The following is a 12,859-nucleotide window of genomic DNA, read 5'->3' on the forward strand; positions in this document are numbered from 1 at the left end:
TCGTGGCTGGCGAACAGCGTATCTACAAGCAGAAGATCAAAGCGACCCAAACGCTTGAGAAGGTCTTCTCCGCGATGGAGCTCATCGCAGCTTCTCGCGTTGGTCGCGCGCGCGAACGCGCGCTTGGCCAAGATCCGTATACGCGCGCTTTGACCACCTCGATTGCAACCGTCGCCGCACATGCCGACGAAGAGCACCCGCTCTTGAACGAGCGCACGGACACCAACCGGGTGATCCTCCTGATCGTCACGTCCGATCGCGGCATGGCGGGAGCTTATTCTGCCTCCGTCCTACGGGAGGCAGATAGGCTGCGCGAGGAGCTTGAAGCCCAAGGTAAAGAACCGGTGCTTTACGTGTTCGGGCGTCGCGGCGTATCGCACTACAGATTCCGGGGCGTAGAAATTGCGGGGAGCTGGACCGGTGAATCGGATAATCCGAAGGGTGAAACAGCACATCTGATTGCGAAGGAATTTTTACGGCTATTTCTTGCCGAACCTGAAGACGGTGGCGTGAGCGAACTCCATCTTGTATACACCCGCTTCGAAAATATGATTACGCAAAAGGTTGAAGTTCGCAGAATGCTGCCGCTTGTCGTCGTTGACGACGCCTCTGAACTCCATGAAGCGCCGATTTACGAATTCGAACCTACGCCACGAGAGTTGTTCGATGCGCTTTTGCCGATGTATGTCGATCAGCGAATCTACTCCGTCCTCCTCTTGGCCGCTGCCTCCGAGCTCGCCGCGCGTCAACAGGCCATGCATGCGGCTACTGAGAATGCCCAAGAGCTCATCGAGGATTACACCCGCTTGGCGAATAACGCGCGCCAGGCTGAAATTACCACAGAAATTACCGAAATCATCTCCGGTGCGGATAGCCTCGGAAAGTAACCGAACAAGGACATAACAATGACAGTTGAGACGTCGCAGAAGCTGGCAACCGGCCGCATTATTCAAGTGGTCGGCGCAGTTGTGGATGTTGAGTTCCCGCCGGATGCACTCCCGGAGATCAATTTCGCGCTTGAAACTGAGGTCACGCTGCCAACCGGTGAAGATGCCGGCGAACCGATGACGATGACTCTCGAGGTCGCCCAGCATCTCGGCGAAAACATCGTGCGAACAATCGCGATGAAGCCGACCGATGGACTCGTACGTGGCGCGACCGTCGTCAACACCGGCGGACCAATCTCCGTGCCCGTGGGCAACGTGACTTTGGGCAAGGTTTTCAACGTGGTCGGAGAACCACTCAACCTCGCAGAAGGCGAGACCCTTGACGTGGAGGAGCGCTGGCCGATTCACCGTCAGGCACCAAACTTTGATCAGCTTGAACCCGAAACGCGCATGTTCGAAACCGGAATCAAGGTTATCGATCTGCTCACCCCGTACGTGCAGGGCGGAAAGATTGGCCTGTTCGGTGGCGCAGGCGTTGGAAAAACGGTTCTGATCCAGGAGATGATCCAGCGCGTTGCACAGGATCACGGCGGTGTGTCCGTGTTCGCGGGAGTTGGCGAGCGTACCCGTGAAGGTAACGATCTCATCTTCGAAATGGAAGAAGCCGGCGTTCTCGATAAGACGGCGCTCGTGTTCGGGCAGATGGATGAGCCGCCGGGTGTGCGTTTGCGAATTGCGCTTTCGGGTTTGACGATGGCGGAATACTTCCGTGACGTGCAAAACCAGGACGTCCTGCTCTTCATTGACAATATTTTCCGCTTCACCCAGGCCGGTTCAGAGGTATCGACCCTGTTGGGCCGCATGCCATCCGCCGTGGGTTATCAGCCCACCTTGGCTGACGAAATGGGCGCACTTCAGGAACGTATCACCTCCACTCGCGGGCATTCGATTACCTCTCTCCAAGCGATTTACGTGCCGGCTGACGATTACACCGATCCGGCTCCGGCAACCACCTTCGCGCATTTGGATGCGACGACCGAACTCTCCCGTGACATCGCTTCGCGCGGCCTGTACCCGGCGGTTGATCCGCTTGCATCATCGTCGCGAATCCTCGATCCGCAATACGTTGGGCAAGCCCACTACGAGGTTGCCACCCGGGTGAAGCAGATCCTCCAAAAGAACAAGGAACTGCAGGACATCATCTCAATTCTTGGTGTGGATGAGCTTTCGGAAGAAGATCGGGTCACCGTCGCTCGCGCTCGGCGTATCGAACAGTATCTCTCCCAAAACACCTATACTGCAGTGAAGTTTACTGGCGTTGAGGGATCCACGGTTCCGATCGACGAAACGGTAGAAGCATTCCGCCGGATCGTGGACGGCGAGTACGACCACATTCCAGAGCAGGCATTCTTCAACATCGGCGGCATTGAAGACATTGAGCGTGCCTGGCATAAGATTCAGGCCGAGTCATGAAACTAGAAGTTGTTGCACGGGGCGGGGTCCTTTTCGAAGGGGAAGTATCCGACGTCGTCGTTCCTGCATTCCACGGCGAAATGGGTATTTTGCCTGGCCGTGCGCCGGTGATGGCAGTGGTGCGACAGGGCGAGGTGCGGTTTACCGAAAACGGGCAGAAAAATTCTGTCGAGGTCGGTGACGGCTTTTTGACGGTCGATGACGATCACGTGATCGTCGTCGTGGAAAATTATGATGTGAAGCGGGGCGCCTACGATCCCTCCCCGCTTGCCGATACTTTGGAGGAATAGCCTTGGTCGGGGAAGCGATCGCATGGGGCATTTCTGCCGTTTTGCTTGTCGGCCTCCTTCTCGGCTTCTGCTTCCTTCTTCGAGCTAGACGATTGCTGAATCTTCCCGCCTCCATTCAAGTCGCTTTTCGGGGTGAGGACGGGCGGTGGGTCAATAGCATTGCAGTCTTGGGTGATGAAACACTCGATTTGTATCCGACCCGGTCCTTACGGTGGGCTCCCAGCAGGAGAGCTCGGCGTGACGGCATACAATTTGAGTTACGGCCCGAGCGAGAGGGCGTCCAGATAGCAACCTTGGCCACAGAGAAGGGTAAGTGGCATATTGCATCCAGCGCTGATGAGGTTTCCGCGATGCTTTCGTGGATCGATTCGGCACCTCCGGAAGCTGAACCCACGATCGCCTGATATGCTGGTTCGCGCCTTGTGCAGCCAGTGAAAGGACAGTTGTGCGAATCGTTTATGCCACGTGTGCAGTTGACTATTCCGGCCGTTTAGATGCCCACCTCGAACCAGCTGTGCGTGCCGTGATGATTAAGGCTGACGGAGCGGTGCTTGTCCATGCCGACGGCGGGTCGTATAAGCCGCTCAATTGGATGTCACCGCCGTGCGCAATGCGAGTGGAGGAACCTTCTCAAGAGGAAGGGGCTGCGGGAATTACTCAAGTGTGGCGAGTCGAACATGATAAAACGGACGATGCGCTGGTGATCTACATTTATGAGATTCACGATGAGATGACCATGAATCTCGGCGAAGAGCCAGGACTGCTCAAAGACGGGGTAGAGGATCACCTGCAAAAACTGCTCTCTGAACAGCCGGAAATTTTAGGTAAAGACGTCCAGTTGATTCGGCGTGAGCACCCCACCGCGATCGGACCGGTAGATTTGCTGGTCAAGGACGGATCTGGGCATATCGCGGTGGAAGTAAAACGGCGCGGTGAGATCGACGGGGTCGAACAGTTGACTCGCTACCTGACCTTGCTCGAACGTGATTCAACTCTGCGCCCGATTCGGGGAATTTTTGCCGCGCAAGAGATTCGCCCGCAGGCTCGCGTTTTGGCGGAGGATCGTGGAATCGAGTGCGTGGTGCTCGATTATGATGCGATGCGTGGCGTGGACAACCCGGAGGATAGGCTGTTCTGATGGCTCGGCGTAGGCGTTCTCACGGCCGTAAGCATTCGGGGGAGTATAGGCCCCTTGATATTGGCCGAATCATGAACTACACAACCTATGAGATCGCCGATAATGGAATGGAATTCAAAGTCCACCATGTGCGGGCCGGCCGGAAAGAATATGTGTGCCCCGCGTGTAACGGACGAATTTACGTGGGCGAAGCTCACGTTGTTGCGTGGACCGAAGACTCGTGGTTCGGCGCCGAAGCTGGTCAACAGGCTCGGAGGCATTGGCATACCAGCTGTTGGCGGGCCCGAGGGCGCCGAGCAACGGGTTGGTGATGGTAACGTTGGGCCATGATTGCTTTTCGTAGAACCGGCCCCGACTCCACGCTTCCTCTCGTACTTTTGCATGCGCTCCCGCTTGATTCAACAATGTGGGATCCCGTGCGCGCCGAACTTGCAGATATCGATATCCTGACGTTCGACGCGCCTGGTTTTGGTGATTCTCCAAGCGGACAAGCGCTTAGCGGCGACGAACCGAACACGGCGGTGTTCGTAGATGCGATCAAACAACGGTTGGATGAGCTAGGCATTGAACGGATTGGCCTTGGCGGACTATCTATGGGTGGTTCGGTGGCCGCCGACTTCACTTATGCCTACCCGCAGATGGTTGCCGGGCTCGCCCTGATGGATACAAATATCGGTTCTGACGATGAGGACCGCAAGGCTTTTCGACGGTCAGTGGCCGAGAAGGCTGACCGGGGCGAAGGTTATGAGACGGTGAAAGATTGGACAACCACCATGGTCGGTAGCCATGCCACTGAGGAGGTGCGCGACTCTTTGGATGGGCGTTTTAGGGCATTACCTAACGAAGGGCTCGCGTGGATTCAGCGTGCGATGGCCAACCGCGAAGATCGTTCCAATGCGGTATCACTGGTCAAGGGGCCGGTGTACTTTATTCGAGGTACGGAAGATCCGACAGCTTCGCTGGAATCCTATATGGAACTCGCACTGCAGACCGATCAACCGCGGATCAGGGAGATCGACGGCGTTGGGCACTTTGCGGCCGATGAGAAACCCGTTGAACTCGCCAAGATTCTAGGTGACTTTTACGCGGATGTGACGCGCTGGGAGAACTCCGGGCGCTGAGGTCTATTCGTCTGCTTGGCTTTGAGGTTCCACAATCTCATCGATCACGATGGAATGATTGGACGAGGTAAGAATCGCGCGCATATCAGCAAGATACGACTCGAGGGTTTCGCGCTGCTCGCGCAGTGATTCTACGTGATCGTCGGCAGCTGAACGCGTGGCTTGAGCCTCGCTATTGGCCTCGTTGCGAACGCGAGTGGCTTCATCTCGAGCCTGCGCAATTATCTCGGCGGCTTCTTCGCGAGCAGATCGGACGATGGACTCGGCGTCCTGCCGAGTTGAATGTGAAAGCTCGTCGGCACGTTTTGTGGCTTCAACGACGCGCGCTTCGGCATCTTGGGCTTCAGCTTCGGCGCTGTTCATCATCTCCTCCGCGCGGGCACGTAGTTCGGCGTCGCGTTCGCTAAGAATCCGAGCCGATTCTTCAGATTTTGTAACGATCTCGTTTTCGGCTTCGGTGCGCATCCGCTCGACTTCTTCCTGAACGCGTGTACGCAGGCGTGTCATCTCCGCTTCAACCGTGGCGCGCAGTTCAGCGACTTCGTGTTCGGCCTGTGAGCGCATGGATGTGGATTCTGATTCGGCCATTGAACGGAGGCGTTTGGCTTCACGTTCAGCCGAGGAAACCATCTCTTCGGAGGTACGCCTAGTCGTCTCTGATAAGACTTCTGCTTCGGACTTTGCTTCTGAGCGGATGGTCAGTGCCTCCTGTTCGGCTTTTTCGAGAGTCTTTTGGCTGTCGAATTCTGCGGACAATCTGAGCTGGTCGGCTTTGTACTGAGCGTCGGACACGAGTTTTGAGGCGTCTTTGCGAGCCCTCGTCATGAGATCGAGAGCCTGTTCTTCGGTCGAACGCAGTAGCCGTTCCACCCTTTCGCCAAGACCTGAATAGGAGGGGCGCTCGTGTTCATTCAAAGCTCCTTGCGCTTCCGCTAACTCGGCGGATAACTCCAAAATTTGTTCGTCGAGCTTCGAGATGTGACTGCGAGTTTGTGACAGATTGGATTCCAACTGGGCCACACGTTCGTCGACTTGTGCGCGGTCGTATCCTCGCATGACAATGGAAAACTGTTGATCGCTCACTTCTTCTCCTTGATGGCCTGTATTCCTACAGCGTAGCGCTTCGTGAGGTCGAATCGCTCACGCTACGATGATCTTATTACCAAAACCCGATAGTGTTACACAATTGTATGCGATGCGAATGTGGAAGAAAGACGTGAGTATGAAACGTATTGCTGGGTTGCTGCTGGGCGCGATTGGCATTGCCTGCGCCGTTTTCGGCATCGTTCGCGGCGCGACGGCGGAGGACACGACGGTCGTCGAGGTAACAATCCCAGGTGGTCAGGCGCAGATGATGTACACGGCCCCCGGCGTGCTCCATCTTGTAGACGACACCGTCGACGTTACGTTGAGTGCCCCCGAAGGGAAAATTCACTGGGGGCTTGGCGCGACTCAAGACGTGGAAGATTTTATCGGTGAATCTGCGGCTATCAAAGTGACCGGCCTGTCAGACTGGCAGACGCCAGCGTACGAGGAGCTTCCGGGCACACCTGAAGGAATCGAACCGATTGCCGAGGCGGCTGCGCAGGAATCCTGGGGAATCGAACACATGGATCTTTGGTTCGAATCTGGTACAGGGGAGCAGAGTGTTGAACTACCTTTGGAGCCGGACCAGTCGATTCAACTTTCGCTTATCGTTTCCACCACGACGGGCAAGGCGCCCGATATGACGCTGGCGTGGGAGCATTCGTTACCGGGTGCCAACGCGCGGCAGATCGTCGTCATTGGCCTGCTTATAGCCCTCATTGGCTTACTGCTCTGGATAGGTTCACGTCAAGAAACCTCTCTCAATCGCAAGATCGCCGCGAAGAGGCACGAGCGCCGGGAGCGGCAGGAAGCTCAGACGACTGTCATGCAAAAGATCGAACGCTCGCGTGATGAAGCCAAACGGACGACCGGTGGCGCTTTGGGTGCGGGAATTATGCCCGGCGTTAACGAGTCGTTGCGGGACCGAGCCTTGCAAGATTCCGATCGAATTGTTCTACCGGCAATCGAAGAGGACTCCGAGCTAGACGAACAGGTGGCGGCCGAAGAAGAACCGGAAGTGCAAGAAGCTGGACCCGCTGAGAGCTCTAAGGATGAGGTGGCGACAGACAAGGGCGTTGATGACAAAGAATGGCGTGCACTATGGAATTTCTCGTGGGGAACTCCATGGACGAAGGAGGAGGACGAAGATGCGTAAATTGATGCTGTGCGCTCTGAGCGCCGCTTTTGTTCTTAGTTCGTGCTCTACCACTGATGAACTACCGCAACCGACGTCGGGAAACAATCCGCATCCGATCGTGACGGACGAAAAATACGAACAGATCGCGCAGGAGACCGCAGACGGAATCGCTGCTGCGAATGAAAGTCTTGACTCAGGCGACCTGACGAGCAGGGTGAGCGGCCCCGCGCGCAACTATCGCACGGCGCAGCTGCAGCTCAAAAGCTATCTTGGTGACAGTTACGATCTAGACCCAATGCTTATTTCCCCGGAAGGCTCACCGGTTGTGTCCGGCACGGCATATCCGCGAACGATGATGACCACGGTGCCACCGCGCGACGGTAGGAATCTCACGACACTATCGGTGTGGAGTCAAAATGGCCCCCGAAGCAATTACCACCTTTGGGCCGATATCGAGCTTTACGGCACGGCTAACCTGCCAGATATCGTTTCCGCGCTGAGTGACACGGCAGGGTTTCCCGAATTGGATCCGGCAGATTACGCGGTTGATCCGACCGAGGTGCTAAAACAGTACGCTCTCTACAACGGGACGCGCGAGCAACAGGACATTGTTTTTTCTGCGCACGATCCGCTGTATACGCAGATTGCGGCGCAGCAAGATGCCTTCGTTGAATCTCTTGGTGAGCTTGGAACGGCAGCAACAAATTTCAGCGTGGGTGATGGAGGTCTGCGTGGTGTTGCCACAGAATCTGAGGGTTTGGTGGTCGTGGGTGAGATGATATATCAAGTCAAGATCACCAAAACTAACGCTAATGCAACCTTGCGAATCGGCGGGGAAATCGGCGCGATGTACGAGCAGAGTGGCGATAATGCGATGCTCGAGATAGGCGATCAAGGAATCGCTAACTATGCAGCTACCGTCGCATTTTATGTTCCACCAGCAGGGGCTGAACCGGTAGTTGAGGTGATTGGCGCTTCTCAGCCGACTCTGATTAGTGTGGAGAATGTGGTGGCTGATTAAGCCGGCCCGAGGAGGAGACATGTCAATTAACGGATCATTGGGCGCCTACGACCTATCGGCGTTCCAAAAGAACGATAGCGCGCAAGGAGTTCCCGGTGGGGATCCGGGGCAAGCCACCCCAGGTGCCGGGGGTCAGAGCGTAGCCGGCCCCTACGTCGTCGAACTGACTGCGCACAACCTCCAAACCGTGGTTGAAGTTTCGAGCAAACTGCCGGTAGTCGTGGCCTTCCATTCCGCGCATTCGGAAAACTCGGCAAAACTCCTAGACTCGTTGAAACGGTTAGCACTCAGCAAGGGTGGCCGTTTCCAGCTTGCTACGGTCAACACGGATGAAAGCCCGGACGTTGCTCAAGCTTTTGGAACGCAGGCCGTGCCCGCGGCCGTGGCACTGCTCCAGGGCCAGCCCGTGCCACTTTTTCAGGGGCTGCCCGACGAGGCTCAGCTGGCAGAGACGGTTGACAAGATTATTTTAGCCGGCGAGCAATACGGGCTCACCGGCGTGCTCGACGGCGGTGAGGTCCCCGCTGAGCCGGAAATTCCGCCACTGCACAAGGCTGGCTTGGAAGCCCTCGAACGGGGAGATCTGGACGCGGCGCACACCGCTTATACCGATGCGTTGGCACAAAATCCAGGCGACGGTGATGCTCAGACCGCACTCCACCAGGTCGAACTCCTGCAGCGCATTTCAGCACTGGATGAAGACGCGCAGATGGTCTTAACTCGCGCGCAGGATGCGCAAGCATCGGACGTCCAGATCCATCTTCAGGCGGCAGATATCGAGTTCTCGCACCAGCGCCCCGACGCCGCATTCGCAAGGCTCCTTGACGTCATTCGTGCCACCACAGGCGATGACCGGGAAGCCGCTCGAAAGCGTCTGCTTGCATATTTTGACATCCTTGGGCCAAGCCACGAGACCGTTGTCGCCGCGCGCAAAGCACTAACAAACGCTCTGTTTTAGTCAGACTCTTCGCACATATACCACAGTGCGGCATTGGGTGGGACAACAAGTGTTCCATCCGCCTCGGCGAATTCTCGCGATTGAACAATGACCTTAATGTTCTTGGGCAGCTGGACCGGCAAATCAAATGTGCAGATGATGTGCACGTCGGCACGTGAGCTAAGTCGTGAGATGTAATGCAGGTGGTCTGCATTTTCCTCGGCATCGTAGAGCGCTGCCCGTGCCATCTGTAGTTCCTTACGAAGTGCAAACAATCTGCGGAAAAGATTGAGCGTTGAATCGGGGTTAGCCCGCTGATAATCGGCTGCTAGAGTGTGGAAAGTTTCAGGTTGCGGCAGCCACACCTCGCCAGTCGGCGAAAAGCCATAGCCTGGCTCATTGTGGCACCAAGGCATCGGTATGCGGCAGCCGTCGCGGCCCGCTTCCTTTCCGTTTGTTCGAAAGAATGCAGGATCTTCTCTTAGTGCTTCTGGCAACTCCATGTGCTCAGGTAGGCCGAGTTCTTCGCCCTGATAGATATATGACGAGCCAGGCAAACCAGTTTGGAGCACATGAGCAGCGATTGCTCGATTGAAGCCAAGTTCAACATCCGGCTGCTCGTCATCTTTTCGGATTCCATTTGGCCCCTTGCCTGTTTTACTCAGACCAAAACGCGAGACAGCGCGAACGACGTCGTGATTGGATAGGACCCAGGTGGTAGGTGCACCTACGAAATCCATTGCGGCCAAAGAATCTCGGATGGTTTCGCGATATGATTCCACACCCCACGGCGCAGTCAGGAAATCAAAATTAAACGCTTGATGCATTTCGTCGGAGCGAACGTACGTCGCTAGATCGTTCAGATCATCCACCCAAGCTTCGGCAACGAGGGCCCTGTCAGCGCCATATTCCGCCAGAACATCGTGCCATTCGCGGTAAATATCGTGAACTTCTGGGCGATTCCACTGTGGGGGAGGCGGGATAGCCTTGGACAGCTCAGCCGCTCCCGAAACCATGTCATAGTGGAATTGCCAGTCGGGCAGCGCTGGGTCCTTCGCCATGCCATGTGCGACGTCAACACGGAAGCCGTCCACGCCTAGGTCAAGCCAGAAACGCAGAATATCTCGAAACTCCTTACGTACTTCCGGGTGCTCCCAGTTCAGATCCGGCTGCGAGGAGTCGAACAGATGCAAATACCACTGCTTATCGTTTTCCCACGGCGATCCAGGGGCATCTGAGCGATCGCAAACGCGCGTCCACGCTGCACCACCAAAGACGGACACCTAGTCGTTAGGTGGTGCTTCGCCGTCGCCATCCCGAAACCAGTAATAGTCCCGCAGGGGTGAGTTCGGATCGGTGAGCGCTTCCAGAAACCAATGATGTTGGTCGGACGTGTGGTTTGGCACCAGATCGACGATGATGCGAAGCCTTGCCGAATTACGGTCTGGCGGCGGCCATGTCACTGGTGATTTTCGTGATTGTGGGAAGCGTGTCACTGTACTCGTTTAGAAAGTCGAATGCCTTTGAAGGGTTGGGATCATGACGCAGGTTCACGAGGTTAGTTCTGGTCAGTTAGACGTGCGTGCGAACAAAATACCTTTTAGCAGGTGGTTCCGCGAGCTCGGCTTTAGGCATGTTGTTGCGATCTTGGCAGCAGCCTATGCCGCGTTCCCGATTCTCTACATTCTTTCGGCGGCTCTCAATCCATCTATTTCGACAACCCTGACCGGCGTGAACGAGATGTTTGCTGAGGTATCAACCCAGAACTTTAGCGAGCTAAATGGCACGATGTTTTGGACGTGCTTGAAGAACACCCTGATCATTGGAGTTGCAACCGCAGTTGGCACTGTCCTTATGGGAGCGGCGGCGGCATATGCTTTTTCTCGGTATCGTTTCTAGGGCCGCAAGGTCACGCTCATGTCGTTGATGGTCATTCAGATGTTCCCGCAGCTGTTGACCTTCGTTGCGATCTTCCTCTTGCTCACCACCCTCGGCGATGTCATCCCATGGCTGGGAATTGACTCGAAGATCGCATTGATCTGCGTCTACTGGGGAGGCGCGCTCGGTGCGAATACCTTCCTCATGTACGGATTTTTCAACTCCGTGCCGGTAGAGCTGGACGAAGCTGCGAAGATTGACGGCGCGAGTCATGCCCAAGTCTATTGGAGAATCATCATGCCACTGGTTATTCCGATTTTGGCGGTTGTTGGATTGCTGTCCTTTATTTCGGCGTTTAACGATTTCATTCTTGCTCGGACGATCTTGACCAGCCAAGACAATTGGACGCTTGCCGTGGGGATGAACTTATGGGTCGGCGGAAATGATAAGCAGTGGGATTCGTTTGCGGCAGGCTCTGTGATTGCCGCGCTACCAATTTTGCTCCTGTTCCTTTTCTTGCAAAAGTGCATCGTTTCTGGACTGACCGGAGGTGCCGTCAAAGGCTAGTCTCTCGCAGCTTGCACACGCCCACGCGCCGCTCGGGTCTAGCTCGCCGGGGAGGTCGGTAAGCCACGGAAACCCGAAAAACAGTGGCTTACGGATCCCCACACGAGTCATCACTTCTCTCCGGCGACGCTTGGTTGCTTCCGGCGGCACCATATTTCGCAACTTATGTGTCGCGCGAACGATCTAAGTTGCGCCGGAAAAAGGTGCGGTGACCAGCAGTCTGGCCGGAGAAGTGGCAGCATCAAGCAAGCGTGTGCGGGAGGGGAGGAAGCAAGTACACACGGGAAGTGATAGCACCTGATGAGCTATGAAATAATGGGCTACGTCAAGGGGCGCGCATTTGTACTCGAAAAAAGCCGTTTTTCGGCGCGAGCGCCGATCTGAGCGCTCAAATTCAGCAGTTTTGTGCACCTCTTGATGTAGACGGTGGGCCATGTCTCTCATTTACCGATACAAGCAGCAGAGGCTTGTGAAAATGATCCGACGTTCAACCCTCCGACCACAATGACCCCAATGTTTCCGTGCCATATCAACGAAAAATCCGCTTATTAGACCCGTAGTCGATCTATTTACCCTCTCGCTGTTTGAACACGTCCACACGTAGTAAACCGGTTACCATTCACTTATTCCGGGCAGGTTTTCCGTGTCCCTTGTGAGCGAAAGATAACCGTTTGCTGTGGTGATTCGAAAGCCGAGCCTAGAGCTGGGCGCGCACCGTCGTCGCCGCCTCAACCAAGTTTCGCAGGGTCTGCTCTGTTTCAGCGTATCCGCGGGTCTTCAAACCGCAGTCCGGATTAACCACAGCTGCTGTGCCGGCACGTTCTTCAACGCCGCCAAGATGAGCTCCTCAAGCTCCTCGGTGGGCGGAACACGCGGAGAATGAATGTCCCACACGCCCGGGCCAATGTCATTCGAGAACACGCCAGAGACCGATTCGAGCAGTTCCATCCGGCAACGGGCAGCCTCCACGGACGTCACATCGGCGTCAAGCCCAGCAATCGCATCGATGATCTGGTTGAACTCCGAATAGCACAGGTGCGTGTGGATCTAGGTTTCATCGCGCACGCCCGAATCGAGGTAGTCGGTGACGATCTGGGTGATCTCCTCGATGGACGTGCCTACGCACGTCAGATGTGCCAGAGGGGGAGTGGGTACGTGGCGGGCGAGAATTTCAGTCACTGCTCGAGCGCCACGGCGATCTTGCCCGGCTGCCCCGTAGGTCACCAATATGAAATTCGGGCGGCTGTCAACGAGCTTTTTGACGGTGCTCCAAAATTTTGGCGCCGCTTGAGGGTTGCGCGGTGACATCACCTCAAATGATGT

At 55.9% G+C, this 12,859-nt stretch carries 14 protein-coding genes and 2 pseudogenes; 11 read left to right on the top strand and 5 right to left on the bottom strand.

All coding sequences use genetic code 11. The features are described from left to right. Nucleotides 1-2: 2 nt before the first annotated feature. The 7 genes from J2S70_RS06700 (at nucleotide 3) to J2S70_RS06725 (ending at nucleotide 4,909) form a co-directional block, all read left to right on the top strand. Nucleotides 3-887: a F0F1 ATP synthase subunit gamma gene (locus J2S70_RS06700; RefSeq protein WP_307682961.1), complete on the top strand. Its 885-nt coding sequence runs from the start codon at nucleotides 3-5 to the stop codon at nucleotides 885-887. An 18-nt stretch (nucleotides 888-905) separates the two neighbouring features. Next, nucleotides 906-2,360 (top strand): F0F1 ATP synthase subunit beta, encoded by a 1,455-nt coding sequence (gene atpD, locus J2S70_RS06705; RefSeq protein ID WP_307682962.1) that lies wholly within the window; start codon nucleotides 906-908, stop codon nucleotides 2,358-2,360. After that, on the top strand, nucleotides 2,357-2,650 hold the full coding sequence (locus J2S70_RS06710) for a F0F1 ATP synthase subunit epsilon (RefSeq protein ID WP_307682963.1): 294 nt from the start codon (nucleotides 2,357-2,359) through the stop codon (nucleotides 2,648-2,650). Before atpD ends, J2S70_RS06710 begins: the two co-directional genes overlap by 4 nt. A 41-nt stretch (nucleotides 2,651-2,691) precedes the next feature. Further along, a complete protein-coding gene (locus J2S70_RS08895) occupies nucleotides 2,692-3,054 on the top strand; it encodes a DUF2550 family protein (RefSeq protein ID WP_407702663.1) in 363 nt (120 codons plus the stop codon). Between the two features lie 41 nt (nucleotides 3,055-3,095). Beyond that, complete coding sequence (gene nucS / locus J2S70_RS06715) at nucleotides 3,096-3,788, top strand: endonuclease NucS (RefSeq protein ID WP_307682964.1); 693 nt, start codon at nucleotides 3,096-3,098, stop codon at nucleotides 3,786-3,788. A gap of 102 nt (nucleotides 3,789-3,890) precedes the next feature. Continuing rightward, complete coding sequence (locus tag J2S70_RS06720; RefSeq protein ID WP_307682965.1) at nucleotides 3,891-4,118, top strand: hypothetical protein; 228 nt, start codon at nucleotides 3,891-3,893, stop codon at nucleotides 4,116-4,118. Next, nucleotides 4,115-4,909 (top strand): alpha/beta fold hydrolase, encoded by a 795-nt coding sequence (locus J2S70_RS06725; protein WP_307682966.1) that lies wholly within the window; start codon nucleotides 4,115-4,117, stop codon nucleotides 4,907-4,909. Before J2S70_RS06720 ends, J2S70_RS06725 begins: the two co-directional genes overlap by 4 nt. A 3-nt stretch (nucleotides 4,910-4,912) precedes the next feature. Here J2S70_RS06725 and J2S70_RS06730 read toward each other — a convergent pair whose 3' ends face one another. Then, complete coding sequence (locus tag J2S70_RS06730) at nucleotides 4,913-5,992, bottom strand: DivIVA domain-containing protein (protein WP_307682967.1); 1,080 nt, start codon at nucleotides 5,990-5,992, stop codon at nucleotides 4,913-4,915. A 133-nt stretch (nucleotides 5,993-6,125) separates the two neighbouring features. On the opposite strand from J2S70_RS06730, the gene J2S70_RS06735 reads away from it, so the two are divergent. From J2S70_RS06735 to J2S70_RS06745, 3 genes are read left to right on the top strand one after another with little or no spacing between them, the layout of a single operon-like run. Next, entirely contained in the window at nucleotides 6,126-7,151 is a 1,026-nt protein-coding gene (locus J2S70_RS06735) for a hypothetical protein (RefSeq protein ID WP_307682968.1), read from the top strand. Then, nucleotides 7,144-8,154: a hypothetical protein gene (locus J2S70_RS06740; RefSeq protein ID WP_307682969.1), complete on the top strand. Its 1,011-nt coding sequence runs from the start codon at nucleotides 7,144-7,146 to the stop codon at nucleotides 8,152-8,154. Before J2S70_RS06735 ends, J2S70_RS06740 begins: the two co-directional genes overlap by 8 nt. A 19-nt stretch (nucleotides 8,155-8,173) precedes the next feature. Continuing rightward, nucleotides 8,174-9,112 (top strand): tetratricopeptide repeat protein, encoded by a 939-nt coding sequence (locus tag J2S70_RS06745; RefSeq protein ID WP_307682970.1) that lies wholly within the window; start codon nucleotides 8,174-8,176, stop codon nucleotides 9,110-9,112. On the opposite strand, the gene J2S70_RS06750 is transcribed toward J2S70_RS06745, so the two are convergent. Next, nucleotides 9,109-10,374 carry an alpha-amylase family glycosyl hydrolase gene (locus tag J2S70_RS06750; protein WP_307682971.1) on the bottom strand — a complete coding sequence of 422 codons (1,266 nt, stop codon included), beginning with the start codon at nucleotides 10,372-10,374 and terminating at the stop codon, nucleotides 9,109-9,111. The genes J2S70_RS06745 and J2S70_RS06750 overlap by 4 nt on opposite strands. Continuing rightward, nucleotides 10,375-10,554 (bottom strand): alpha-amylase family glycosyl hydrolase, encoded by a 180-nt coding sequence (locus J2S70_RS06755; RefSeq protein WP_307682972.1) that lies wholly within the window; start codon nucleotides 10,552-10,554, stop codon nucleotides 10,375-10,377. A gap of 76 nt (nucleotides 10,555-10,630) precedes the next feature. On the opposite strand from J2S70_RS06755, the pseudogene J2S70_RS06760 reads away from it, so the two are divergent. Further along, nucleotides 10,631-11,536: pseudogene (locus J2S70_RS06760) on the top strand (sugar ABC transporter permease). Between the two features lie 697 nt (nucleotides 11,537-12,233). Here J2S70_RS06760 and J2S70_RS06765 read toward each other — a convergent pair. Together J2S70_RS06765 and J2S70_RS06770 are read right to left on the bottom strand one after the other, a co-directional pair. After that, nucleotides 12,234-12,583: pseudogene (locus J2S70_RS06765) on the bottom strand (5-methyltetrahydropteroyltriglutamate--homocysteine S-methyltransferase); the annotation flags it as partial. Beyond that, a complete protein-coding gene (locus tag J2S70_RS06770; protein WP_407702635.1) occupies nucleotides 12,584-12,844 on the bottom strand; it encodes a methylenetetrahydrofolate reductase in 261 nt (86 codons plus the stop codon). Nucleotides 12,845-12,859 lie beyond the last annotated feature (15 nt).

The organism is Trueperella bonasi, assembly GCF_030811535.1.
Lineage (GTDB): Bacteria > Actinomycetota > Actinomycetes > Actinomycetales > Actinomycetaceae > Trueperella > Trueperella bonasi.

Bases quoted from the DNA above. Each gene is read 5' to 3' on its own strand.
- atpD (WP_307682962.1), top strand. From the start codon at position 906: ATGACAGTTGAGACGTCGCAGAAGCTGGCAACCGGCCGCATTATTCAA.
- J2S70_RS06710 (WP_307682963.1), top strand. From the start codon at position 2,357: ATGAAACTAGAAGTTGTTGCACGGGGCGGGGTCCTTTTCGAAGGGGAA.
- J2S70_RS06720 (WP_307682965.1), top strand. From the start codon at position 3,891: ATGGAATGGAATTCAAAGTCCACCATGTGCGGGCCGGCCGGAAAGAAT.
- J2S70_RS06725 (WP_307682966.1), top strand. From the start codon at position 4,115: ATGATTGCTTTTCGTAGAACCGGCCCCGACTCCACGCTTCCTCTCGTA.
- J2S70_RS06740 (WP_307682969.1), top strand. From the start codon at position 7,144: ATGCGTAAATTGATGCTGTGCGCTCTGAGCGCCGCTTTTGTTCTTAGT.
- J2S70_RS06745 (WP_307682970.1), top strand. From the start codon at position 8,174: ATGTCAATTAACGGATCATTGGGCGCCTACGACCTATCGGCGTTCCAA.
- J2S70_RS06770 (WP_407702635.1), bottom strand. From the start codon at position 12,844: ATGTCACCGCGCAACCCTCAAGCGGCGCCAAAATTTTGGAGCACCGTC.